Genomic DNA, 24221 nt, shown 5'->3' with positions numbered 1-24221 from the left:
ATGTTACTTATTCTTGAATACGGCCGGCCGTTTTTCCAAAAAAGCGGACGAGCCTTCCGTTTTGTCTTCCGTGTCGGCAAGTTCGCCCACGGACTGTATTTCAAATTTAATGCCGTCCTCTAAGGATTCTTCCATGGCGAAGTCCACGCATCTTTTCCCGGCGGAGATGGCCAGGGGAGCTTGCGCGCTTATCCTTTCCGCCATTTTCCTCGCTTCGGCCAGACATTCCCCCGCTTCGGCGAGCACCTCCGCGATCCCTATTCTATAAGCTTCTTCCGCGCCGATGGCTTGTGCCGTGAGAATCAATTTTTTGGCCATGCCCGGGCCAACCAGCCGCGGCAGCCTTTGTGTTCCGCCGTAGCCGGGCACGACGCCCAATCCTGTTTCCGGAAGGCCGACCTGCGCCTTTTTGTCGATTACCCTTATATCGCAAGCCAAGGCTATTTCCAGGCCGCCGCCAAAAGCAACGCCGTTGATGGCGCAGATGACGGGTTTGCTGAAATGCGCGATTTTTCTTAATACCTCGTGCCCCCTGCTGGTAACCATGATGCCGTCTTTTTTCTTCCAAGCGATAAATTGGTTTATATCCGCGCCCGCGATGAAAACTTTTTTTAACGCGCTGGCCAGTATCACGGCGCGCAAATTTTCCCTATTGGCCAGTTCGGAGAAAGCCGCGTCCAAATCTTCGACAGCCCTTGCGTCAATGGCGTTGATCGGCGGATTGTCAATGGTGACCGTGGATATAAAATCGTCATGGGAAAGTTTAAGCGTTTCAAATTCCATAGGCTGCAATACCCCTCACATTCTTTTAATTTATAACTTCATATACGGCCGCCATCGCCGGGCCGCCGCCCGCGCAAAGCGAAGCGCAGCCGATTTTCATCCCCCGGCGCTTCAGTTCATAATAACCGCTGATGATCAGGCGCAAGCCGGTCATGCCTACGGGATGCCCCAGCGCGATGCCGGATCCGTTCGCGTTTACCTGCCCGAGAGGTATTTCCAGTATTTTAAGGCACGGCACTACCTGCGCGGCGAAAGCTTCGTTTATTTCATAATAGTCGATGTCGCCCTTTTGCAGCCCGGCCAATTCAATGGCTTTGGGAATGGCGTAAATAGGGCCTATTCCCATTAGTTCCGGCGCGCAGCCAGCCGTTGCCGTTGACAGGATGCGCGCCAGCGGCTTGAGGCCAAGGCTTTTGGCTTTGTCTTCGGACATTATCACCGCCGCGCTGGCGCCGTCGTTGATGCCGGAGGCGTTGCCCGCCGTTACCGTGCCGTCTTTCATGAAGGCCGGTTTAAGCGCGGAAAGTTCTTGGAGGGTGACGGCGCGCGGATGCTCGTCGGTATCAAAAACGACCGTGCCTTTGCGCGTTTTTATTTCAACAGGTATGATCTCTTCTTTGAAAACGCCTGCCTTTATGGCGGCATCGGCTCTTTGCTGGCTTAACAGGGCGTATTCATCCTGTTCTTTGCGGCTGGCGTTGTATTTTTGCGCAACGTTTTCGGCTGTCCGCATGATGCTTTCGCCGGAGAAGGCATCCGTCAAAGCGTCGTACTGCATGGCGTCCTCCGCCCGCGACGGGCCGATGACAAATCCTTTGCGCGCGTTCAGCAACATATAGGGGACATTGGACATGCTTTCCACGCCGCAAACCAGGGCGGCTTCCGTTTTGCCCAGTTGTATTTGCTGGCAGGCTATTTCCAAGGCGCGCATGCTGGAAGCGCATTGCTGCTCGACCGTTACCGCCGCGCCCGCTATCGGTATGCCCAAGGCCAGTTGCACTTGCCGCGCGGGGTTTCCTTTCATGCCGTGTTTATAAACGGTGCCAAGCACGACTTCATCGATGTTTTCAGGGGCGGCGCCCGCCCTTTTAATAGCCGCCGCCGAAACTGTTTTGGCCAGCTCCACGGCCGGCACGGAAGACAAAGAACCTTGAAATTTACCGATGGCCGTCCGGCACATTCCTACGATAACAACATCTTTAATAATGTTTTTTGTTTTTTCGGCGCCCATAATTTACCCATCCTTTGCGTTTATAATATGGCTCTCTATCCATACTTTTTTTATTGCTTTGCTTGTTTTGCTTTTTTGTATTCGGCGACCAGCGCCGGAATGACGTCAAACAGATTGCCGACGATGCCGTAGTCGGCGCAAGAAAATATAGGCGCTTGCGGGTCTTTGTTGATGGCAATGACCCTGTCGGCGCCGGAGATGCCGGCCAAATGCTGTATGGCGCCGGAAATGCCGCACGCTATGTAAAGTTTCGGGCCTACTGTCTTGCCGGTTTGCCCGACTTGATGGACATGCGGTATCCAGCCCGCGTCAACCGCCGCCCTGGACGCGCCGACCGCGCCGCCTAAAACATCGGCCAATTCGCGTATATAGGAAAAGTTTTCCGCTTTGCCGAGGCCCCGGCCGCCGGAGACGATGATTTCGGCTTCCTCGATATTCGCCAAATCCCGGCCGGCTTCTTTGACGTTCAGGATTTTTTTCGTGCGCGCGGTTGTGTCAATTTTTTCGGCAAAGCGAATAATTTCCGCCGCTTTTTTGCCGCCGGCCGCCGCTTTTTTGAAAACGCCCGGGCGCACGGTGCCGATTTGCGGCCTAGTGTCGGGGCACATGATGGTAGCCATCAGGTTGCCGCCAAAAGCCGGGCGGGTCCACGCCACATGCCCGGCAATATCGTCAATGGCAAGCCCGGTGCAATCCGCCGTCAGGCCGGTTTTCAAGCGGCAAGCCAAGCGCGGCCCCATGTCCCGTCCGTTGTTGGTCGCGCCGATCAAAATCGCCGACGGCTTGTATTTTTCAACTAACTTATAAAGGGCGTTTGTATAAGGCTCGGTATGATAATCTGCGTACGCCCGGTTTTCTGCCGTGTAAATTTTATCCACGCCGTAATTTTCCACTATTTGGCATATTTCAGCGCAATTGTCGGCAATCACGACGGCGCATAGCATCTCGCCCATAGAATCGGCCAGCTTTCGGCCGGGATTTAACAATTCCAGGCTGACCGGCTTAATTTTGCCGTCTTTTGCTTCAATGAATACCCACAGGTCCTTGTAATCTGTAATTGCCATAATGCTCAGCCCTTCTTACAATACTGCCGCGTCCGACAAAAGCTTCATTAATTTGGCGGCGGACGCCGCGGCGGTTTGTTCTTCTATTTTGACGCAATGCTTTTGCGTTGACGGGGTGAAAGTCTTTTTTACTTTGGTGGGCGAACCTTTCAGGCCGATCCGGTTTTGATCCAGTTTTATTTCGTTAAGCGTCAGTTTAACGATTTCGGATTGTTTGGCTTTTATTTTATCTTTAATGGAAGCGATCCTTGGCCCAAAAGACGGTTTTGTAACCGTTATAACGGCCGGGCAGGAAGTTTCGACTACTTCATAGCCTTCGTCGGACTCTCTTTTGACCTGAACCTTGCCGTCAGACAAAATCACGTCCAAGGCGCAAGTGATTTGCGGCAAGTCAAGCCATTCGGCCAATTCCGGCCCTACTTGGGCGGTATCGCCGTCTATCGCCTGTTTGCCGCAAAAAATAAGATCAAACGCGCCTTCCCTTTTTTCCATTTCCGAAACAGCCCCGGACAAAATATAGCTGGTGGCCAATGTATCCGAGCCGCCAAATTTTCCGTCGCTAACTAAATAGGCTTTTTGCGCGCCCAAGGCCAAACAGCTTCTAAGCGCTTCTTTGGCTTGTTCCGGCCCCATGCTGACGACGGCTACCCGGCCGCCGCTCGCTTGCGCCAACCTTGCCGCCATTTCTAGGGCAAAACCGTCAAAAGTGTTCACGATGCTGGGCACGCCTGCCCGAATGAGCGTATTTGTTGCCGGATCAATTTTGATTTCCGTCGTGTCAGGCACTTGCTTTACGCAGACCAATATGTTCATGGCATTATTCATCCTTAACGTGTTTTATTGCCGGGCCGGGCCGCCCCTAAGGCCGCCGCCCGTATCCGGGAAGCGGACGTCTCAAGGGCGGCGGGGCGCGGCGCGAAATTATTCAGCGGGAGATTTGACGCGCGCTGAATGAAGCCTTGGCCAGATCAAAGCATTTTGGGAAATCCTTTCGCGTCCCACCACGGATAATAAGGCGGCATTTCTTTCGACGGTTTCATGGAGTAATTCGGGGGGCGCTTCTCAAGGAAGGATTTTACGCCTTCAAGGGCATCCGGGGAAGTCCCTATCCATTGCAGGGTCATGGACTCAAGTTTGTGCGATGCCATGGGATGCGACTCGCCCAGCATTTTCCACATCAACTGTCTGGCCATGGCCACCGACACGGGCGCCGTGTTGTTGACGATTTCGTGCGCTATGACCAGCGCTTTCGCGTATACTTCTTCGGGCGGCACCATATAGGTGGCCAGGCCGGAATCGAGCACTTCGGCGCCGCTGATGATGCGCCCGGTCGCCACCCATTCCACCGCTTTGCCCGCGCCGACCAGCCTTGGCAAAAACCAGCCGCTGCAGCCTTCGTTGATAATGCCCCGGCTGGCGAAAACAAACCCTATTTTTGCTTTTTCCGATATGACGCGGATGTCCATGGGCAGGGTCATGGTTATGCCCACGCCGACCGCGGCGCCGTTAATCGCGCCGATGACCGGTTTTTTCATGTCGTATATTCGGAGGGAAACCTGTCCGCCGGTGTCCCGGTGCGCGAAGATGTTCGTCTTGGAATAGTCAAACGGGTCGCCGCTCAAATCGCTGCCGGCGCAAAACGCTTTGCCCGCGCCGGTAACGATTACCACCCGGACATTGTCGTTTTCGTCCGCCTTGTTGAAAGCGTCCAGCAGTTCGTCGCACATCAGGGGGTTGAAGGAGTTCATGTTGTTGGGCCGGTTCAAGGTAATGGTCGCGACTTTGTCGGCGACTTCGGACTTGATCGTTTCGTAGCTCATAATTAAAGCCTCCTTAATTAATGGGATAATTGCTTTGCCTTGCCGCCTGGGCGCTGCCCGTTTGTCCGGGGCTTTGCCGCCGGTGGCCTAAGGGCCTATTCGATATTTCTGTCTTGCGCGCCGCTGGCAAACGCCAATTTTGCCTCCCGCCGGCGTTCGTCTTCTTCCGCGCCCAAAATCAGGTACATAAGGATGCCTACGAACAAGCCGACGGCGGTGGATTGCAGATTCATCGCCATGCCCATGCTGATGGCGATGCCGGTTTCAATTTTCCCCTTCACATAGCCGTTGGCGATGATCCCGGTCGCGAAACCCTGCACGGCCAAAAGCAAGGCGGCGCCCAGGGAGCCAATGGGCCTGAAGAAAGAGGTGCACGGCCGCAGGAAGTTAAATATCGTGGGGCCGATAATCAGGCTGAACATGCCGTCGTAGATGCCGTCCATCCGCGACCGGCCTTCTTTGTAAAGCTCGCCGATGGTTATGCAGCCGCCCGCCCAGATGGGGCCGGCCATGGTCGGCGAAGGGACGGTGAAGGCCATCAAAGCATTGCGGATGCCGCAGATAATGCTGGAACGGTTGGGGCTGTACTCAATTTTCTCGTCGGTGCGGACTTTGTTGCATTCGTTAAAGACAGAGTCGGCCAGTATGAAGTCGCCGAACGCGATGATGTATTCCACGCACAATGTCGGTATGGCGGCGATCCAAAATTCGAGGGGCGGTACGCCGTGAGTAAAGATGGACGCTTTCTCCATGGCGCTGATCAGCGGAACCAGGGAATTGATCCCCCATTCAATTTCCGCCACTTTCAGCTCGCCGGTAAAGTGGCCGATCACGATGCCCACGACACAGCCAATGACGACGCCTTGCGCGCAAATGGTGGAGATGGTTTTGCTCTGCTGCTTTTTCTTGGCGATATGGACGGAATAGGTTACGAACAGCAAGACGAGGCAGGCGGCCGCGCCGCAATACCACTGCCCCGCCAGTCTCCCCGTCGGGGAAAACACGGTGGTCAGCGCCGAGAAACAAGCGCCGTACATGACGCCGCCTTTAAACCAGTCGGGAATTTTCGCCATGATTTTGTTCGCCAGGCCGGTGGCGCCCAGAAAGGCAAACACTACGGTCAGCTCCACGGCCAGCGCCGTGATGGCGTAAATGCGCTCGTCCGTCGTCGGATAGCTGGTTACGAAGGCGATGACCAATGGTATGCCCGGCGTGATGTAGCCCGAATAGGTGGGATTGCCGAACATGACTTCCAAGGTGATCATGATGTCGAAGGTCAGCATCATGGCAACGTATTCTTCGTATTCCAGCCCGGGGATGCACTGCTGCATGAACGGGATGGAAGCCACGTTCAAAGCCACTATGAACAAACCTTGCAAAATGATGGCCGGCATGAGGTTGAAATGCAGGAAGGGCAAACGCAGTTTGAAAGGGCCGCAAGGGATATACGGAGCCTCTTCGCCGTCTTTGCGTTTGATTATAGGCATGGGTATCATCTCCTTCTCACAATAATTACAAGGGCAATTGCAACAAGCGAAGGCAGATCAAATCAACAAATCATCGGAATTGAGGATGTAGCCCGCAGCGATTACCCGCTGCATGTCCGACACGCCTTCGATATTGGGGGCGATCAAAGCGTCCCGCATATACTTTTCCACTAAAAATTCTTCCGTAACGCCGTAAGGGCCGAGCACTTTCATGACCATGGAGTTACATTCAACCGCGATGTCCGACACATAAGCTTTTGCCAGCCCCACCCACGCCTTCATCCGGGCAATGTTTGATCTGTTTTCGGATTCTTCGGCGAGTTTGTAGGTCATCAGCCGGGCGCTTTCCACCATGGCCGCGATGGTGGCGATTTTTAATTGTATGGATTGAAATTTGGCGATAGGGGCGCCGCGATGCGTTTTTTCCTTGGCGTATTTTACCGCCGCCTCATAACCTGCCGCCATAATGCCGACGAAGGTCGCGCAAAGGGCTACTTTGCTATGGGCGACGCTGCTCAGCAGTATTTTGTGCCCATCGGCTTCTTTGCCCAGCAAGGCGGATGCGGGTATGCGCACGTCGTCCAAAAATATGTCGTAAATCGCGCTTCCCCGGCAGCCAACCGTGTCCCACGGCGTTGACAGCGAATAGCCTTCGGTGAATTTTTCAAACATGAAGGCGGACACCAGCAGGGTTTGTTCGTTTTTGGCGAAAAGCAGAATGGGGCCTTTGTAGGCGGCATTGGTGATGAATCGTTTTGCGCCGTTTATTACGAACCCGCTGCCCTCCTTTCGGTAAGTGGTGAGAATCTGTTTCGGGTCGGAACCCGTGCCGGCTTCCGTAAATGCCAGCGATGCGCGGAACTCCCCTTCAATGCCGGCTTTTAAGTATTTTTCTTTTTGCTCGGCGCTGCCGTAATGCCTTACGGCCTCCAGACAGGTAACGCTGACCAAAAGCGACAAGGAGACGCTTGGCGATACTTTGGCGATTTCTTCGAAGGCGAGGGCTTGGGCGATATAACCGGCATCGATGCCGCCATATTCTTCCGGGAAAGGGATCCCTAAAATGCCCGCGTCCGCTACGGCCTTGGCAATGCCGTCGGAGATATGCCTTTCTTTTTCAATTTGCGCCACTTGCCCCCAAATAACTTTTTGGGCGACTTCTCTCGCGGTTTCCTGTACCATTTCTTGTATGTCGGTCAACTTGAACTCCATTTTCGCGTTACTTCTCCTTTTGTCTTTGCGGATACGGAAAGCCGCGCCATATTATTGTTTGCCGCCCTTTGCGCATTAGTTATAGGCGTAGAATCCTTTGCCGTTTTTTCGGCCGTATTTACCGGCCCGTACCATTTTTACCAGCAGGGGGCAGGGGCGGTATTTGCTGTCGCCGGTTTCTTCGTAGAGAGTTTTTATTACCTGCAGCAAGGTGTCCAGCCCGACCAAATCGGCCAGCGCCAAAGGCCCGATGGGGTGATTGGCGCCAAGCGCCATGCCCTTGTCTATGTCTTCTTTGGTGGCGATTCCTTCCGATAGGACGAACATGGCTTCGTTAAGCATCGGCACCAGTATCCTGTTGACGCAAAACAGCGGCGCTTCCGCAACGGTAATGATTTCTTTGCCGATAGACTTGCCGACGGCAACGGCTGTTTCATAAGTGGCGTCAGAGGTATCGTAGCCGCGGATGATTTCCAGCAGTTTCATCACGGGCACGGGGTTGAAAAAGTGCGTGCCGATAAATTTGTCGGGACGGTCGGTAACGGAAGCTATTTCCGAAATGCTCAGCCCGGACGTGTTTGTGGAAAAAATACAAGCAGGTTGGCATATTTTGCTTATTTTTCCATACAGTTCCTTTTTTGTCCGTATTTCTTCAAATACCGCTTCATACAGATAGTCGATGTCCGCCAAATCTTCATAATTTACCGTGGCCTTAATCTTGGACAGAAGTTCCTCTTTCGAGGCGCTTGACCGTTTGCCGTTTTTGACTTCCTTTTCCAATCTCGCGGCGATTGCTTTGTAGCCTTTGTCCAGGTTTTGTTGCGATATATCGCAAAACACGACGCCGTAGCCTGCGGCAGCGACAATCTGCGCTATTCCGTTGCCCATCAGTCCGCTTCCGACAACACCGATTTTCTTTATAGCGAGCAAGTCCATCCCGTCTCCTTTTTGTTGAATATGGTCAGGGGGCAGGCAGTTGTTTGCCCCCGGCGTTGTTATTGGTTCTTTTCTTTAATTTCTTTGACAACTTTGGTAAGTTCCGGCACGACTTTCGTCAAATCCCCCACAACGCCGTAGTCGGTTATTTTGAAAATGGCCGCTTCTTCGTCCGTATTGATGGCGACGACATTGTGGGATCCGGACATGCCGGCCAAATGCTGTATGGCGCCGGAAACGCCGCAGGCGATGTACAATTGCGGCTGTACGGTTTTGCCGGTTTGGCCGACCTGATGATCGTGCGATATCCAGCCGGAGTCCACGGCGGACCTTGACGCGCCGACCGTCGCGCCGAGCGCGCTTGCCAGTTCCCTGATTATGGAAAAATTGTCCGCGTTGCCAAGGCCGCGCCCTCCGGTCACGATGATTTCCGCCGTTTCCAGATCGACGGTTTCGGAAGTTTCGGGCGCTATTTTTTCCACGAGCCTGGTTCTGATTAAATTTGCCGGAATGTCAATATCTTCTTTGGTTACGTTGCCTTTCAGCGTTTCATCAGGTTCGTTTCTTTTAAAGACGCCCGGGCGCACGGTGCCTATTTGCGGGCGGCATTTACGGCAAACGGCCTCGGCCTTGATTTTGCCGTTGAAGCTCAGCCGCGTCCAGAGGACGTTGCCGCCTTCGTCAAGGGCCAGGCCGGTACAGTCGGCCGCGATGCCGGTATTTAGCCTCGCCGCCAGCCGCGGCGCCAGATCGAGGCCGTTGTTGGTCGCGCCGACAAGCAACGCGGCAGGCTTGTACTTTTGCGCAAGTTTTTCCAATGCGTATGTGTAGCCGTCCGTGGAATATTCGTCGAGTTTTTCGTTCTCAACCACAATAACCTCGCCGGCGCCGTACGCTATGGCCTGGTTCGCGCTGGCGCCGGCGTTTTTGCCGATTATCACCGCGACGATTTTCTCGTTTTTTTGTTCTGCCAGCTGTTTGCCGGGATTTAACAGTTCAAAACCGACGCCTTTAGGCTTTCCATCGGCCAGTTCAACTATTACCCAGAAGTTTTTATATTCTTCCATATTCCTGCATGCTCCCATCTTTCTTTGCCCCAAAAGCGTTTTGTGAAACAGAGGCCGGCGGGGAAAGGCACCGTCCTTTCCCCCGTCATCTCCCAGAAGATAGGCCGGCCTGTTATATCAGGTTCTTTTCGTTTAAAATTTTGCCTAACTGCGCCGCGGCTGCGCCGGGATCCTCTACGGTAATGATTATGCCGGCCCTCTTTTGTTCGGGCTCGGATACGTTCGTCACTTCCACTTTGGCGCCTTTCAGCCCTACCAGGTCCGCGTCGATGCCAAGTCCCGCCAAATCCATATTGTGAATGGGCGCTTTAAGCGACGCCAGCCTTGACCTTACGGTAGGAAAGCGCGGCTCATAGTCGGTTTTCGTTACGGTGAACAAAGCCGGCATGGCGGTTTCGATGATTTCAAAGCCGTTGTTGTTTTCCCGTTTCGCTTTAAGAAGCTGCCCCTGCGCCGATATGTCGGTTACGAAAGTAACTTGCGCAAGGTTCAGCCTTTCGGCCAGCTCCGGGCCGACAAAGCCGGTATAGCCGTCGGTGGCCTGCCGGCCGCAGAAGATGGCGTCAAAAGGCCCGTCTTCCTCTTCTATTTTGCGAATGGCGCGAGAGAGGACGAGGCTTGTCCCCATCGTATCGGACCCGGCCGCCCCCGTTACTAAGAAAGCCTTGTCGGCGCCTACCGACAAACATATTTGCAGCATGCTTTTGGCATTGGGCGCGCTCATGGCGAGGACGGCGACGGTAGAGCCTTCAACGCTTTCTTTGAGCCTTACGGCCATTTCCAAAGCGTAGCCGTCAAAAGAATTGATGACGCCGGAAAAGCCTTCGCGGATCAACGTTTTTGTTTCCGGATTGATTTTCGCGACGAATTGTTCCGGATCGGGTATTTGTTTAACGCATACTATTATTTTCATTAAGATACGTTCCTCTCAGCGCATATATCCTTTTTTATTTTATTCGCCGGTGAATTTCGTCGGCCGTTTTTCAAAGAAAGCGTTGGTCCCTTCCTTGTGGTCGTGGGAAACTCCGGCAATGGACTGCGACAGGCTTTCCAGGTCGAGCATGGTACGGATGTCGGTTTCAAAGGAGCGGTTGATCAATTTTTTGCCGAGGGCAAAAGCAAGCGTCGGCCCCTGCGCGATTTTCGCGGCCAGTTTGTTGACTTCGCCCATCAGTTCTTCCAGCGGCACGACTTTGGTCACCAAACCGAGCTGCAACGCTTCGGCGGCATCGATCATGCGGAAGGAGAAAACGATTTCTTTGGCTTTCTGCCTGCCGACCAGGCGCGGCAGAAGATAGGTGCCGCCAACGTCCGGCGCCAGCCCTACGTTGCCGAAAATCTCCGAGAACTTGGCTTTGTCGGAGGCAATGGCGATATCGGCCGCCAAGGCGATATTCATGCCGGCGCCGGTAGCCACGCCGTTTACCGCCGCGATGACCGGTTTGGACAATTCGGTCAAAGCAATGACGGATTTGTTGACCAGTTCCATGTGCCGGTAAAAACCGGTCGCCCCGCCGTAGCCCTCTTTCATTTCGGCGACGTCGCCGCCCGCGCAGAAAGCCCGTCCTTCCCCGGTGAGGATCACGACTCTTACGTTAGGGTCAAGATCCACTTTGGGGAACAAATCAAGCAGTTCTTCAAACATAGGCGTGGACATGGCGTTCAATTCTTTGGGCCGGTTCATTTTGATGGTCGCGATCCCGTCTTTCAGTTCGCAACTAAGACATTTGTAATCCATACTAAATAACCTCCTCGTATTTTGCTATATTTCGGCCTGTGCCGTTTTGAACGTATTGCGCCGCCGGGCAGTTCCCTGTTCAATTTCGCAGGAGGTAATTGCCGGCGATAATCCTTTGTATATCGGAAGCCCCTTCGATATGCGGCCCAATCAGCGAATCCCTGAGGCAGCGCTCCACGTTGTACTCTTTCATGACGCCGTATGAACCCATAAGGTTCATCGCCAACACGCAGCACTCAACGCCGAGGTCGGAAATATAGCCTTTCAGCAAAGCCGATTGCGCTTGATACTTCTTCATGTCCGCGTGGGCATTGTTGGCGTCCTCGCTTGTTTTGTAAAGAAAATAGCGGGCGCTCTCCACTTTTGCCGCCAAATTCGCCGTTTTGAGCTGAATGGCCTGAAACTTCATGATCGATTGGCCTCTGTGCATTTTTTCTTTGACATATTTGACTGCGGCATCGTAAGCGCCGCCCATTACGCCGACAAAGGATGCGCTGAAGCCGAGTTTGCCAAAAGCAGTGGTGGCAAGCAGGATGTTGTAGCCATCGCCCGCTTTGCCAAGTATCTGGCTTTCGTCCACCGTTACGCCGTCAAGAAAGATGTCGTAAACGGCGCTGCCGGTCATGCCGATCTTTTCCCAGTGCGTCGATATGGAGTAGCCTTTGCAAAATTTGTCAAAAATAAAAGCCGTGCAGGTATCGGCGCCCTCGTCCCTGGCAAACAGCACGATCGGCCCTTCATACGCCGAGTTGGAAATAAAGCGCTTTGTGCCGCTTATTACGTATTGGCCGCCTTTCTTTTTGGCGACGGTTACTAATTGTTTGGGATCGGAACCTGTCCCCGGTTCCGTGAAAGCGAAAGACCCCCTGGTCTTGCCGGCAATCCCTTCCCGCAGATATTTTTGCTTTTGCGCTTCCGTTCCGAATAGATTGATAGCTTCCAAAGGCAAAACGTCGATCAAAAGCGCTTTGGCCGTACTGCCGGATACTTTGGCGATTTGCTCCACAACTAACGAGAAACTATCGTAGCCAACTTCCATGCCGCCGTATTTTTCCGAAAACGTCAGTCCCGTAAAACCCACTTCCGCCATTTTATCGTGTATTTCTTTGGGAAAATTGTCGGCTGATTCGAGCTCTTCAACCCGCCCGGCCAAATACTTTTCGGCAAAATCTTTTGCCTGTTTTTGCATGGCTTCCTGAACTTCGTTCAATTTGAAATCCATGTAAGCAACCTCCTTGAATTAATAAGCCGCTTTAAATTAGATAGCCGGGCAAAGGCTACGATAACCGTTAAATGCCCTCCATTGCCGGCAAATATTGATAGACGCGCCGCCTGATTTGAGCTGCATCTTCATCGCCCGCTTTCCTGGCGTTCTTTTGTTATTTAAAGCGGCTTTTTTGCTCCAAACCGCCAAGCCCCGGCATAAAACCGGCCAATATTCAATGGCGCCAAGTCCTTTGCCGAACGAAGCTACGTTTAGTCAATATTGTATTTGTTTAATTTTTTGTAAAGGGTGCGCCGCGAAACGCCAAGCATTTTCATCGCGTTTGTACGGTTGTTGTTGGCCAGTTTCAGGACTGACTTTAAGACTTCTTTTTCTGTTTCTTCCATGATGGTTTCCAGCGTTTTCCCGGCGCTGATTTTCAGCCGCGAGGATTTGTCCCATTTGTTCAGGGGGTCGGGCAGGTCGCGCGGGCAGATAACTTCGCCGCTGCAAAGTACAAACGCGCGTTCCAACACATTTTGCAATTCCCGGACGTTTCCCCGCCAAAAATAGCTCAATAAAATATTAACGGCATCCTTGGTGCAGGCAATGTTTTTGTTATGGGTCAGGTTAAGCCTTTTCAGGAAATAGTCGACCAACAGCAAGATGTCTTCTTTGCGTTCCCGCAGCGGCGGTATTTTTAAGCTGACCACCGCCAGCCGGTAATAAAGATCTTCGCGGAATTCTTCCTCTTTGACCATCTGGCAGATGTTTTTATTGGTAGCCGCGACGATCCGCACGTCAATTTTTTTTGTCCGCGCGCCGCCGACGCGTTCTATTTCTTTTTCCTGCAATACCCTTAGCAACTTTGTTTGCATGGACATACCCATGTCGCCTATTTCGTCCAGGAAGAGCGTCCCGCCGTCGGCCAATTCAAATTTCCCTTTTTTGCCGTCCGCTTTCGCGCCGGTAAAAGCGCCGCCGTCATAGCCAAATAGTTCGCTTTCCAGCAAAGGCTCGGGGATCGCGGCGCAATTTGTTTTGACGAGCGGCCCGTTGCGCCGATTGCTGCAATTGTGGATGGCCTCGGCGAAAAGTTCCTTGCCTACGCCGCTTTCGCCCGTCAGCAGCACGGTAATGTCGGAGCCGGCTATTTTGGCGGCGGTATATTTGGCCTCGTACATTTTGCGGCAATTGCCAATGATGTTTTGAAAGGGCGCCGGCAACGGATCCCTGCTTTGCGTATCTTCCGCGAAAATATCTTTGTAATATTCCGCGTTGCTGGTTAGGTTGCTGAATTCATTGATGTTTATGTAACTGACAATAAAACCGACGGTTTTGCCGCCGCCCGTCAGGGGGTACATATTCACAAGCGCGTCCATATTGAAGGATTTCAGGCGGCAGAGCCGCCCCTCGACGCGCTTTTGCTCTTTTAGGATTTTTGTGAACTGCTCCTCCCGAAACAGCGCCTCAAAAGGACACCCCATCGGCCGCTGCGCCTTCGGCGCGCCAATGTTCGCCGCTGCCGCGCGCGGTTTGTTTATATAAAGGATCCGCCCGGCGGCGTCGGTGATGATGATTGTCGGCTGAAGGGCGCCCAAGACGCTGAGCGGCAAAGATACTTCAGGGCTGCTTTCGGTTTTTTTGAATATTTCGCTTAATTTGGAATAATTGTTTGCGTCCATAATTTGGCTGCCTTTATTTTTTTTTGCCGTATGGCGGGCGGGACAAAAAATAGTGCGGCTGACGGGTTTCAGTTCAGGAATAAAAGCCGAGTTTTTTCGCCTGTTGAGCCAATTCGTCCCTAAATTCCGGATGCGCTATGCTGATCAGCAGTTTCGCCCTGTCTTTTACGGACTTGTATTTTAAATCCACCATGCCGTATTCGGTAACGACATAATTGACAAACGTCCTGGGAGTAGTAACTACGGATCCCAGAGGCAGGGTAGGCACTATTTTACTTTTGAGCGCGCCGCTTTTGTCTGTGAAAGAAGAGTTTAAGGCAATGACGCTCCGGCCGCCTTTGCTCCACTGCGACCCGGTTACGAATTCCATCTGCCCGCCTGTCGCCGAATATTGCGCAGGGCCTATGCTTTCGGCGTTTATCTGTCCTACGAGGTCAATTTCCATGCAATTGTTGACCGAAAGGACATTGTCGTTTTGGCAGATAACTCTCGGGTCGTTGACAAAATCAACGTTGAGCAGCAGATAGTCCGTATTTTTTTCGGCGTAGTCGCGCAGGCCATAATCGCCGACGAAGGCCGATATTACGGTTTTTCCCGGGTATACGCGTTTTTTGGTGTTATTGACGCAGCCGGCCTTGATAAGATCCAACAATCCGTTGGTCAATAGCTCCGTATGGATTCCCAAGTCTTTAAACCCGCCGCTCAGCATGTTTTTGGAGACAGTGTCGGCCAACCCGCCCAAGCCGATTTGCAGGCAATCGCCGTTTTTTACAAGCTCGGTAACATAATTGCCTATTTTGGTATCGACCGCGTTAGCGGGAGGGGTTTTGACTTCCGGCCACCAAGAGTCGTATTCGATCAGGTGATCGATCTCGGATATGTGAAGCAGGGTGTGATGTTTGCCTTCCGTGTAGCAAAACGGCAGGTTTTTGTTGATTTCCACAATCAAAATGTCCAAATCGTCATCAAGCAGGTTGCTGTCATAATGGTGGCACCAGATGCTGCGGGAAAGCCAGCCATCTTCGTTGGGCGGGCTGCAGGTCAGTACGGCGATGCGCGGGCGCCAAGCCTTGACGCCTTTTCCGCCCTGCCCCAATTGGGTGGGGACGAAGGAAATGTTCCCCTGCTTTTGCATGCTGCGTTCGCCGGCCAAAAAATGGCTGTAAAGGAAAATATTGTCCTTGAATTCGGGTTTTATGATTTCCGAGGCGTGAATGACGAAAATCGTGTAAATCTCCACAGTTAAGCCTTCGGCCCGGATCCTTTTGGCCAGCGCTTTCTCAAAACCCTGTGGGAAATTGGCCGCGCCGGGAAAATACAATCTGTCGCCTTTGTTGACAATCTTCGCGGCATCGTCGCAGGAGATAGTTTTTTGTTTTACTTGTTCGCGCCAGGGCAAGTCCGACAGGCGGCCTTTTCTTTTAGGCTTGATGTTTGTATAGTCTATTTTCATTCTGCTTTCTCCTGAAAAAATCAAATTTCTTTATTGATATCCTGAATTTAAAGCGTGCATTTGAGTTTTAAAAACAAACCTTGATTAGTGGCGCCATAAACAGTTGGCGTTAGGACGGCTGCGTAAACTAAAACCGCTTTACGGCGCCACTAATTTTTTAAAAGGCGCTAACAGGATTAAACGGCAAACGCCAAATATTTTATCTGAGCAGGCTGCCGCCGATGATGCCGCGCTGGATTTGGTTCGTGCCTTCGTAAATCTTGACTATCCGCACGTCCCGGTAGAGTTTTTCAATCGGATATTCGCGCATGTAGCCATAGCCGCCGTGGATCTGCAAGGCCAAGTCAACAGCCTCCCAGCCCGCTTCCGCGCCAACGGTCTTGGCTATGCAGGATTCGATGGTATGCGGCAAGCCTCTGTCATACAAGTCGCAGGCGTGATATATCATCTGGCGCGCCGTCTCGATTTTTATGGCCATGTCGGCGACCATTATCTGCACGGCGGGAATCGCCGCGATCGGCTTGCCAAACTGGATTCTTTGTTTTGCGTACTTGATCGCTTCCTCAAGGGCCCTTTGCGCTACGCCGACGCCGTGCGCGCCCACGGACGGCCTGGAGGCGTCAAGGGTTTTCATGATGATGCCGAACCCCTTGCCTTCCTCTCCTACTCGGTTGGCGGCCGGTATCCTGACGTTGTCGAAGATGACGTCGGCGGTGTTGGAGTTGCGTATGCCCATTTTGTCTTCTTCTTTGCCGATGGAAATGCCGGGCCGGCTTCTTTCAACGATGAAACAGGTGAGGCCTTTTATTCCTTTGGAACGGTCAATGGAGGCCATGACGAGATATTCGCCGGCGTTGCTGCCATTGGTGATGAAACATTTGCGGCCATTGATGATATAGTCGTTCCCGTCCTTGGTGGCGGTGGTCTTTGCGCCGGCGGCGTCAGAACCCGCTTCCGGTTCGGTAAGCGCAAACGCGGCGTATTTGGTTTCCAGCAGCAGCTCGGTCCACTGTTTCTTCTGTTCTTCCGTGCCGGCGATCAATATCGGCAATGTCGCGAGCGTACTGGCGCTGACGTAGTTGGCAAACCCCAAATCTCCCCGCGCCAACTCTTCCATGACTACGGTAAGGGCCAATTCGCTCATGCCGCCGCCGCCGTATTGTGTCGGAAGGCAAAGAACGGGCAGTCCCATGTCAAAAGCCATCATATCCAACTCTTTCGGATACTCGCCTCTTTTTTCGTAATCGGCGGCTTTGGGGATGACCTCCTTATTGACAAAATCCCTCACCATTTTTTGTAGAGCTACTACTTCTTCCGGTAACTGCATTTTTCAAATCCTCCCTTGTTTTTATTTATTATCCAAATTTTTGGATAATTGCGGGCGTGTTTGTGCGTCCGTTGCGGCAAGGCGCATGGGCAGGTTAATTTCGCGTAAAAAACCCGCAAATTATATTATGCAATTGTTGTGCCAATTTAAAAATTTTTCAGCGGCGCGATCGGAAACAATAAGTCAGGGAAAAACAGGATTTATGACGCTTGCGAATAAATAGTTGTAAACTTGGCGCAGTAGAAGCAAAACAAGATTGGCCTTTTGTAATATCCGCGCCGGCCAGCGGCAAAACGGGGAAAGGCTTGCGGCAAGCGGACATCGGAATTTCATGTATACCAAGCGGCCGAGTGTATACTTTTGCGTCCTGACAGGCAAAAATGGCTGACGTGCCGGAACGCGCTTTTTTGCTGACGGCCGAGTCCGTTTTTTCGGACTGTTTACTTTGGTAAACAAATACGGGAAAGATAGGCACTGAAAAGCCGGGTTGAGAAATAAATATTTTTTTGGCGCCAGGCGTCCGCGCCGGGTGCGACACAATTTCAATTGTGTCGCGTTGGCTTTTCTATTGTCCCCTTGTCAGGGGATTTTTTCTTTTGCTCCGTAAATTCCCCAAAAATTAATTTTTGGGGAAGGCTATTTAATCAGGTTTTTACCCGGGCAAAACTCAACTCAATTGAAATTGTGTCGCGTTGGCTTTGCCGTACGAGCCGCACTATGACCTGATTTGTTATGTTTATTATATTCGCCGCAAAGCTTGCAGTCAATATGCCATCCTGACTGTTTTTTGTGATGGCATATAGAAAAAGGATGTGTTTAGCAAAATGAGCAGGGCCGGCCGGGCCAGAAAAAGCGCGACATGCAAAAAACAGCCCCTTATTGGCTGAATAAGGGGCTGCGCCGCAATATCTCCTCGCCGCGCCGGGAATCGCTGCCGCGCTCCGCGGCAGCGGCCTTCTTTTGATCGATTGAAAAAGGGTCCATGATTTTGCCGGTAAAAAGTTTGGCGTTTAATTTGCCGCAAAAGTATCGTGGCAATTTAAACGCAGCGCGCCATGGTTTCAGCCGGAAGGCGGCACGTCGCGGCCGGGCCAACGAAGTTTTGTCAGGCGTTGTTTTTGGCGGCTTTTTTTTCCAGATGGTCAAGATATTTTCGCGCCCCCGGCGTGAAGGGGCCGTCAGGGCCATAGACGGCGGCGAAACAGTCCCTGGCTTCCTTGGCGTAGTGGACGGCTTTGTCCAGTTCGCCCCGGGCTTCGCAGCAGGCGGCGTAGTTGCCGGCGGCTATGGCGTAGTCCCGGGTTTTTTTGCTGTTGTGGCGAAGCAAGAGCTGCATTACCTTGTCATAGTATTCCGCCGCCTTGTCAAGATCGCCCATGGTATGCCAAAGCGATCCGATGCCGTTTAAAACGGCGCTGTAATGTTGGTCGTTGGCGCCTAATTTCTCCTCGTGCAGCTTTTTGGCGTCTTCCAAGTATTTTACGGCCTCGGGGTAGCGTTTCAGGGAACGCAGCGCACCGGCCACGTTGCCGTAAGCGGTGGCCAAAAGGGCGTGGTTCTCTGGCATCTCGGACACTATTTTCAGGGATTCTTCATAAAGATCCAATGCTTCCTGGGCTTGGCCGCCCTCATGGCGAAAGTGCCCCAAATAGTTAAGGGCGCTGGCGTAGAGGAAATGCCGCTCGCCCACCGACTCGCGGAAGATGCCGATAACCTGGTTGAGGATTTCTTCGGCTTTGTCCCGGTTGCCGGCCAGCCGGTAAAGCTCGGCCAGGTTGTTCAGGGCGGTGGCGTATTCCGCGCTGTTTTTCCCTTGCAGTTTTGCCAGGATTTCCGCGGCTTCCAGAAAAAGCTGCTCGCCTTCCTCGTAGCGGCTCTGGTTGCGGTAGAAAGCGCCAAACTCATTGGCCAGGGAAGCGTAGCCCGGACTGTCCCGGCCGTGCTCGTCCTTGTAAAATTCCAAGGTTTTTTTGAAAAATTCTTCCATATCGGCCGGTCCCAGCACTTGATACTGTCTGTCGATTTCCCGCAGGATTTCTTTGATTTCCATTATGCGCGCACCTCCGGTTTTATGTCCGCCCGGCGTCAGCGGGCGGCAAGTCTTTATATTAATAAGTATAGCAGGCAATAAAAATTTTTTCATTGAAAGTTCCCAATAAAGTTTGTTGTCGGGAATCATTTGTTTAATGATGCATTTTGCGCCGCGGGCTGCGATGATGTGGGCAACAGGCCGCATTTGACCATCGCCAGGCTTTCAGACGGCGGCATCGGGGCATTTTCAGCTTTTTTGCAGCAAAAATTCTATCGCTTCTTCGATCCAATCTAAGGGAGGGCGTTTTTTTGGCCGTTTAATTTTTACGCTGATCGGCGGCCCTTGTCTTAGGACGGCCGCGTAACGGGCAGATACGGCCATGGCCAGCAGGGTTTCGGGGTTTACGGATGCTTTTTCGGCAAAAATTATTTTCGTCTCCATGGCCTTCGTGTTTATGGATTTTACGCCCAATTTGCGGCAATGGCCGCGCAAAAGGGCAAGGCGCAGGAGGTTTTTCGCGGGCGGCGGCGGCTCGCCGAAACGGTCGGACATCTCGGCGAGCAGTTCCAGAAAGTCCGGGCGTTCGTTTATGTATTGCAAGCGCCGGTAGATGTCCAGTTTGTGCCCGGGATCGTCAATGTAGTCATCGGGGAGGTAGGCGTCCGCCGCCACGTCAAGGGACGGTTCGGCGGACGGTTCGGCCCGCGCCGGCGCTTGCGCCAGTTCGTTTATGCTTTCCTCCAGCAGGCGGCAGTAGGTTTCAAAACCGACGCTGATGATGTGCCCGTGTTGCTGCGGACCCAGTATGTTGCCCGCGCCGCGTATTTCAAGGTCGCGCATGGCAATGCGCAGACCGGCGCCCAAGTCGCTGAAGTCGCGTATCGCTTGCAGGCGTTTTTCCGCTATTTCGCTTAAGATCCTGTCCGGGGGATAAAAAAACCAGGCGTAGGCCAGCCGGCTGGAGCGGCCTACCCGGCCGCGCATTTGGTAAAGCTGCGACAGGCCGAAATTTTCCGCGCCGTGGACGATGATCGTATTGGCCAGCGGTATGTCCAGGCCGTTTTCGATGATGGATGTGCACAGGAGAACGTCGAAACCGCCTTGGTAAAATTCCAGCATGACTGTTTCCAGCAGGTCTTCCGGCATTTGCCCGTGCGCTATTTTTATTGATATGCCGGGGACGAGTTTTCTCAATGTTTCCGCAACGCGCTCAATATCCGCGACACGGTTGTATACGTAGTAGACGTAGCCGCCGCGCCGGACTTCGCGCAGTATGGCTTGGCGCACAAGTTCGTCGCTGTATTCGGCTACGTAGCTTTCCACCGGCAGGCGCTCTTCCGGCGCGGTTTCGATGATGCTCATGTCGCGCGCGCTGACCAGCCCCATGTGGAGGGTGCGCGGGATCGGCGTCGCCGACATGGACAGGACGTCGACGTTTTTGCTCCAGAGTTTGATTTTTTCTTTCTGCCCCACGCCGAAACGTTGTTCTTCGTCTATTACTAAAAGGCCGAGGTTTTTAAAATTTATGTCGTTTTGCAGCAGGCGATGGGTGCCGATGACGATGTCCACTTCGCCCCCGGCGGCGCCGGCCAATGCCGCGCGTTGTTCTTTGGGCGAGCGGAAGCGGCTTATCATTTCAATGTTGATGCCAAACGGGCGCATACGCTCGCTGAAGGTGAGCAGGTGCTGCTGGGCCAGCACGGTGGTCGGGACTAAAACGGCCACCTGCTTGCTGTCCATTACCGCTTTGAAGGCCGCCCGCAAGGCTACTTCCGTTTTCCCGTAGCCAACGTCGCCGCACAGGATGCGATCCATTGGGTAGGGCCGTTCCATGTCGCGTTTGATTTCTTCGATGGCGCGCAGTTGGTCCGGGGTTTCTTCGTAGGGAAAGGCTTCTTCAAATTCTTGCTGCCAGACGGTGTCGGGGGAAAAGGCATGGCCTGGCAGCAGTTTGCGTTCGGCTTGCAGGCGCAGGAGTTCCGCCGCCATTTCCGTTACGGCCGCCCGGGCGCGCCCGCGGACGCGGCCCCAGTCGGCTCCGCCCATGCGCGACAGGCGCGGCGGCTGCCCTTCCGCGCCGATGTATTTTTGCAGCGTTTGCACTTGGTCCACGGGGACATAGAGTTTGTCGTCGCCGGCGTAACGGATTAAAAGGTAGTCGCGGGTCGCGCCGCCGGCGGCAAGGGATTCGCTGCCCACATAGCGGCCGATGCCGTGTACGGAATGGACTACGTAATCGCCCGCTTTTATTTCGGAAAAATAGCGGATGGCCTGCCCCGGCGGTTTTTTTGTCAAGCGGCGCTGTTTCATCGCGCCAAAGATGTCCTGCTCGGTGATCAGCAGCCAGTTTTCGCCCACGAATTCCATGCCCGCGGCCAGTCCGCCGACTATGGCGAGGGCTTTGTTTTTTGGCCGGGGTTCGCCGTCCGGCCAAAGTGCGGACGGTATTTTCAGGCCGGATAGGGTCTTGATCATCCCGGCGGCCTTGTTGTCGCTGCTCATGCTGATGACGGGCTGTATGTTTTTGTCCAAGTATTTTTTCAGGTCTTCGGCCAGGAGGCCCCATTGCCGGTGATAGGGCGGGATGGCGCGTATATCGGCGCGGACGGGGCGGGCATGCGGAAACATTTGCAAAGGCAGGGCGGAGAGGCACAGAAAGTTTGGCAAGCCGCCAATTATGTCTGTGAGCTGCCGCCAGGAGAATGTCCGCGCGCAGGAGGGGGAATCGCCGAGCGGAGGGGCAAGCCTTTCTTTGAGCCTGGCCGGTTCGTCAATGACAAAAAGAGCCGAAGCCGGCAGGTAATCGAGCAGGCTGGCGGTCAAAGGGACGCCGTCCGGCCGGGCGAGGGCGGGTATTACGGTTTCTTTCAGCCCTTCCAGGGAACGCTGGGTTTCGGCGGAGAAGGAGCGGATGCTTTCTATTTCGCCGCCAAGCCATTCAATGCGCAGGGGCAGGGAGTGGGTGGGCGGGAAGATGTCGATTATGCCGCCGCGCACGGAAAATTGTCCCGGCGCGTCCACCAGGGAGGAGCGTTCGTAGCCGGCGGCAATAAAAGCGGCGGCGGCCTCGCCCATGCCGCAGGCGGCGCCGGCGGACAGGGCGAGGCCGCTGCCGAGAAGTTCCTGCGGCTGTTCCAGCGGCTGCGCAAGGGCTTCCGCAGTAACGATTACTATACGGCGCTGCCCGGCGCAGAGTTGGCGCAGGACAGACAGCCTGGCCGCAGTTATTTCCAGGCTTTTGTGGTTGGCCGCGATGTCTTGGCGGTCGGCCGGGTAGAATTCTTCAATGGCCGCGTCAGGCAAGAGCGCGTTCAGTCCGCGCCTCATTTCCCGCAATTCTTCGCGGCCGGGCGCGGCTATCAGCAACGGGCCCGAACGCGCCGCGAACAAAGCCGCCGCTAGGGCCGCTTTTTGCGCGCCGTCGATGCCGGAGGCTTTTGTTTGTTGTGTTGGGAGGGCGGCCAAAGTTTGGAAGATTTTGCTTGAGGCGATAAGTTGTAAAAGGTTATGCAAAAGTTTTTACCCGTTGCGAATATTTTTTGCGGTTTGCCGCGAGCAAAGAAGGGGTTGCGATTTTTATAGCGAATTGAACTTAAATGTTGATGAGCGGACAGGCGCGGCAAGAAAAATGGGAAAGAGGGGGCAAGAGATGGATTTCAAAGGATGCATAGAGAAACTGGCGGCCGCCGGCCGGCTGGCGCGCGTGCGCAGCGCCGTGGATTTGCGCTATGAGCTGGCGGGCGTGGCCAAACGGTTCGAGGGCGGCAAGGCCGTTGTTTTCGACAATCCGAAGGGCGGCAGGTTCCCGCTGGCGATCGGCATTTGGTGGAACCGTGAGAACTTGGCTTGCTTGTTTGGCGTTGAGGCGCCGAAACTGCCTTTTTTGTTTTCCGATGCGGTCAAAAGCCTCCATAGTTCGCCGGTGGGGCCGATTACGGTGAAAGACGCGCCCGCGCAAAAGGTGGCAATGGAAAATCCTGACTTGGCCGATTTATCTGTCCCGACTTTCGCCCTCAAAGACGGCGGGCCGTATTTTTCCAGTTGCGTGGTCATCGCCAGGGACCCTGACACCGGCGTGCGCAACGCTTCCGTGCACAGGCTGATGGTGGCCGGGAAAAGGCGGCTTGGGATATTGCTGGATGTCGGCCGGCATTTGCGCGATTATTATGAACGGGCCGAGGCGAAAGGCCGGCCGCTGGACATTACGATCAACAACGGCGTACATCCCGCCTATTATGTGGCGGCAATCACTCCCAGCGCGGCGGCGCCCATTGACAAGGACGAGCTGGCGGTAGCTTCCGCGTTGCTCGGCGAGCCGGCGCGCCTGTGCGAGGGCAAGGCCGTCGCGGCGGATGGGATTGCCGATGCCCAGCTTATCATCGAGGGGCAAATGCTGCCGGCTTTGCGCGAGCCGGAAGGCCCTTTCGGCGAGGTGACGGGTTATTATAGTTCCCGTGCCGATCGCTGGGTGGTGGATGTGAAAGCGATAACTCACGCCGAAAATCCGCTGCTGCATTCCCTGCTGCCCGGGGCGGAGGTTTGGAATTCGGTGGGGCTTACCGCCGAGGCCAGTATTTTTGAAACAGTTTCCAAACAGGTGAAAGGGCTGAAAGCCGTGTACTTGACGCACGGCGGCTGCGGTTTTTATCATGCGGTCATTCAGATTGACCCGCCGCTCAACGGCATGAGCAAAAACGCCATAATCGCCACTTTCGCCGCTTTCCCGCCGCTGCAGGCGGTAACCGCCGTGAACGGCGACGTTGACATCACGGACGCCGTGGACGTGGAGCGCGCGCTGATCACCCGCTGCGATCCCGCCGCCGACATTGTCGTTGTGCCGGGCATGCTGGGGCATGAGCTTAACCCGGCCATTGACAATGGGTTGGGCGCAAAGGTGGGTTTTGACTGCACTTATCCCGTGCCCCGGGAGAGCAAGTTTGAAAAGATAAAATTCATGGACGTGAAGTTGGAGGACTACGATATAGGGAACATCCGATAATCGCTTGCGAGCCGCGCAAGCGCCGGATTTGCCCCGGAAGGCAAAAAATCCGGCGCAGCGCCGCAATGGATTGTTGGCGGCCGCCTATAGTTCAACAAGCCGCCGGCAGCAGCGCGCGCCTTTCGCTCGCGTTTGTCGCTTCGGCGCTTTCTTTGGCCGAAAGGCCGTTTTTCGGCTCTGCTT

At 54.0% G+C, this 24221-nt stretch carries 18 protein-coding genes; 1 reads left to right on the top strand and 17 read right to left on the bottom strand.

The window, feature by feature from the left end:
* Positions 1 to 3: 3 nt before the first annotated feature.
* The 17 genes from LBO03_09415 to mfd form a co-directional block, all read right to left on the bottom strand.
* Positions 4 to 783, bottom strand: coding sequence for an enoyl-CoA hydratase/isomerase family protein (locus LBO03_09415; protein ID MDR3349792.1), 780 nt, complete (start codon positions 781 to 783; stop codon positions 4 to 6).
* A gap of 25 nt (positions 784 to 808) precedes the next feature.
* Positions 809 to 2014 carry a thiolase family protein gene (locus LBO03_09410; GenBank protein ID MDR3349791.1) on the bottom strand — a complete coding sequence of 402 codons (1206 nt, stop codon included), beginning with the start codon at positions 2012 to 2014 and terminating at the stop codon, positions 809 to 811.
* 50 nt (positions 2015 to 2064) lie between these two features.
* Positions 2065 to 3078: an electron transfer flavoprotein subunit alpha/FixB family protein gene (locus LBO03_09405; protein MDR3349790.1), complete on the bottom strand. Its 1014-nt coding sequence runs from the start codon at positions 3076 to 3078 to the stop codon at positions 2065 to 2067.
* 15 nt (positions 3079 to 3093) lie between these two features.
* Positions 3094 to 3891 (bottom strand): electron transfer flavoprotein subunit beta/FixA family protein, encoded by a 798-nt coding sequence (locus tag LBO03_09400; GenBank protein ID MDR3349789.1) that lies wholly within the window; start codon positions 3889 to 3891, stop codon positions 3094 to 3096.
* A 155-nt stretch (positions 3892 to 4046) separates the two neighbouring features.
* The gene (locus tag LBO03_09395; GenBank protein ID MDR3349788.1) at positions 4047 to 4898 is read right to left on the bottom strand and encodes a crotonase/enoyl-CoA hydratase family protein; all 852 of its coding nucleotides are present in this window, start codon (positions 4896 to 4898) and stop codon (positions 4047 to 4049) included.
* A 95-nt stretch (positions 4899 to 4993) separates the two neighbouring features.
* Positions 4994 to 6385 carry a hypothetical protein gene (locus LBO03_09390; GenBank protein ID MDR3349787.1) on the bottom strand — a complete coding sequence of 464 codons (1392 nt, stop codon included), beginning with the start codon at positions 6383 to 6385 and terminating at the stop codon, positions 4994 to 4996.
* A 57-nt stretch (positions 6386 to 6442) separates the two neighbouring features.
* Positions 6443 to 7597 (bottom strand): acyl-CoA dehydrogenase family protein, encoded by a 1155-nt coding sequence (locus LBO03_09385; GenBank protein MDR3349786.1) that lies wholly within the window; start codon positions 7595 to 7597, stop codon positions 6443 to 6445.
* 75 nt (positions 7598 to 7672) lie between these two features.
* Positions 7673 to 8533, bottom strand: coding sequence for a 3-hydroxybutyryl-CoA dehydrogenase (locus LBO03_09380; protein ID MDR3349785.1), 861 nt, complete (start codon positions 8531 to 8533; stop codon positions 7673 to 7675).
* A gap of 59 nt (positions 8534 to 8592) precedes the next feature.
* A complete protein-coding gene (locus LBO03_09375) occupies positions 8593 to 9600 on the bottom strand; it encodes an electron transfer flavoprotein subunit alpha/FixB family protein (protein ID MDR3349784.1) in 1008 nt (335 codons plus the stop codon).
* A 112-nt stretch (positions 9601 to 9712) separates the two neighbouring features.
* A complete protein-coding gene (locus tag LBO03_09370; GenBank protein MDR3349783.1) occupies positions 9713 to 10513 on the bottom strand; it encodes an electron transfer flavoprotein subunit beta/FixA family protein in 801 nt (266 codons plus the stop codon).
* Between the two features lie 39 nt (positions 10514 to 10552).
* Complete coding sequence (locus LBO03_09365) at positions 10553 to 11338, bottom strand: enoyl-CoA hydratase/isomerase family protein (GenBank protein MDR3349782.1); 786 nt, start codon at positions 11336 to 11338, stop codon at positions 10553 to 10555.
* A 79-nt stretch (positions 11339 to 11417) separates the two neighbouring features.
* Positions 11418 to 12560: an acyl-CoA dehydrogenase family protein gene (locus LBO03_09360; protein MDR3349781.1), complete on the bottom strand. Its 1143-nt coding sequence runs from the start codon at positions 12558 to 12560 to the stop codon at positions 11418 to 11420.
* A 254-nt stretch (positions 12561 to 12814) separates the two neighbouring features.
* Positions 12815 to 14227: a sigma 54-interacting transcriptional regulator gene (locus tag LBO03_09355; protein MDR3349780.1), complete on the bottom strand. Its 1413-nt coding sequence runs from the start codon at positions 14225 to 14227 to the stop codon at positions 12815 to 12817.
* Positions 14228 to 14300: 73 nt separating this feature from the next.
* Positions 14301 to 15680 carry a hypothetical protein gene (locus LBO03_09350; protein ID MDR3349779.1) on the bottom strand — a complete coding sequence of 460 codons (1380 nt, stop codon included), beginning with the start codon at positions 15678 to 15680 and terminating at the stop codon, positions 14301 to 14303.
* A gap of 199 nt (positions 15681 to 15879) precedes the next feature.
* On the bottom strand, positions 15880 to 17007 hold the full coding sequence (locus tag LBO03_09345) for an acyl-CoA dehydrogenase family protein (GenBank protein ID MDR3349778.1): 1128 nt from the start codon (positions 17005 to 17007) through the stop codon (positions 15880 to 15882).
* Between the two features lie 1105 nt (positions 17008 to 18112).
* Positions 18113 to 19057 carry a tetratricopeptide repeat protein gene (locus LBO03_09340; GenBank protein MDR3349777.1) on the bottom strand — a complete coding sequence of 315 codons (945 nt, stop codon included), beginning with the start codon at positions 19055 to 19057 and terminating at the stop codon, positions 18113 to 18115.
* A gap of 228 nt (positions 19058 to 19285) precedes the next feature.
* Positions 19286 to 22405: a transcription-repair coupling factor gene (gene mfd, locus LBO03_09335; GenBank protein MDR3349776.1), complete on the bottom strand. Its 3120-nt coding sequence runs from the start codon at positions 22403 to 22405 to the stop codon at positions 19286 to 19288.
* Between the two features lie 283 nt (positions 22406 to 22688).
* Here mfd and LBO03_09330 point away from each other — a divergent pair, with 283 nt between their 5' ends.
* Positions 22689 to 24038 (top strand): UbiD family decarboxylase, encoded by a 1350-nt coding sequence (locus tag LBO03_09330; GenBank protein MDR3349775.1) that lies wholly within the window; start codon positions 22689 to 22691, stop codon positions 24036 to 24038.
* The last annotated feature ends 183 nt before the right edge of the window (positions 24039 to 24221 follow it).

It is taken from the genome of Acidaminococcales bacterium, assembly GCA_031290885.1.
GTDB lineage: Bacteria > Bacillota > Negativicutes > Acidaminococcales > JAISLQ01 > JAISLQ01.
This window is presented reverse-complemented; position numbering and strand designations above follow the sequence as displayed.

What these genes read in the sequence shown, in the direction of transcription:
- LBO03_09410 (MDR3349791.1), bottom strand. Translation starts at nt 2,014, where the DNA reads ATGGGCGCCGAAAAAACAAAAAACATTATTAAAGATGTTGTTATCGTA.
- LBO03_09360 (MDR3349781.1), bottom strand. Translation starts at nt 12,560, where the DNA reads ATGGATTTCAAATTGAACGAAGTTCAGGAAGCCATGCAAAAACAGGCA.
- LBO03_09415 (MDR3349792.1), bottom strand. Translation starts at nt 783, where the DNA reads ATGGAATTTGAAACGCTTAAACTTTCCCATGACGATTTTATATCCACG.
- LBO03_09405 (MDR3349790.1), bottom strand. Translation starts at nt 3,078, where the DNA reads ATGGCAATTACAGATTACAAGGACCTGTGGGTATTCATTGAAGCAAAA.
- LBO03_09340 (MDR3349777.1), bottom strand. Translation starts at nt 19,057, where the DNA reads ATGGAAATCAAAGAAATCCTGCGGGAAATCGACAGACAGTATCAAGTG.
- LBO03_09355 (MDR3349780.1), bottom strand. Translation starts at nt 14,227, where the DNA reads ATGGACGCAAACAATTATTCCAAATTAAGCGAAATATTCAAAAAAACC.
- LBO03_09375 (MDR3349784.1), bottom strand. Translation starts at nt 9,600, where the DNA reads ATGGAAGAATATAAAAACTTCTGGGTAATAGTTGAACTGGCCGATGGA.
- LBO03_09365 (MDR3349782.1), bottom strand. Translation starts at nt 11,338, where the DNA reads ATGGATTACAAATGTCTTAGTTGCGAACTGAAAGACGGGATCGCGACC.
- LBO03_09390 (MDR3349787.1), bottom strand. Translation starts at nt 6,385, where the DNA reads ATGCCTATAATCAAACGCAAAGACGGCGAAGAGGCTCCGTATATCCCT.
- LBO03_09330 (MDR3349775.1), top strand. Translation starts at nt 22,689, where the DNA reads ATGGATTTCAAAGGATGCATAGAGAAACTGGCGGCCGCCGGCCGGCTG.
- LBO03_09380 (MDR3349785.1), bottom strand. Translation starts at nt 8,533, where the DNA reads ATGGACTTGCTCGCTATAAAGAAAATCGGTGTTGTCGGAAGCGGACTG.
- LBO03_09350 (MDR3349779.1), bottom strand. Translation starts at nt 15,680, where the DNA reads ATGAAAATAGACTATACAAACATCAAGCCTAAAAGAAAAGGCCGCCTG.
- LBO03_09370 (MDR3349783.1), bottom strand. Translation starts at nt 10,513, where the DNA reads ATGAAAATAATAGTATGCGTTAAACAAATACCCGATCCGGAACAATTC.
- LBO03_09345 (MDR3349778.1), bottom strand. Translation starts at nt 17,007, where the DNA reads ATGCAGTTACCGGAAGAAGTAGTAGCTCTACAAAAAATGGTGAGGGAT.
- LBO03_09385 (MDR3349786.1), bottom strand. Translation starts at nt 7,597, where the DNA reads ATGGAGTTCAAGTTGACCGACATACAAGAAATGGTACAGGAAACCGCG.
- LBO03_09400 (MDR3349789.1), bottom strand. Translation starts at nt 3,891, where the DNA reads ATGAACATATTGGTCTGCGTAAAGCAAGTGCCTGACACGACGGAAATC.
- LBO03_09395 (MDR3349788.1), bottom strand. Translation starts at nt 4,898, where the DNA reads ATGAGCTACGAAACGATCAAGTCCGAAGTCGCCGACAAAGTCGCGACC.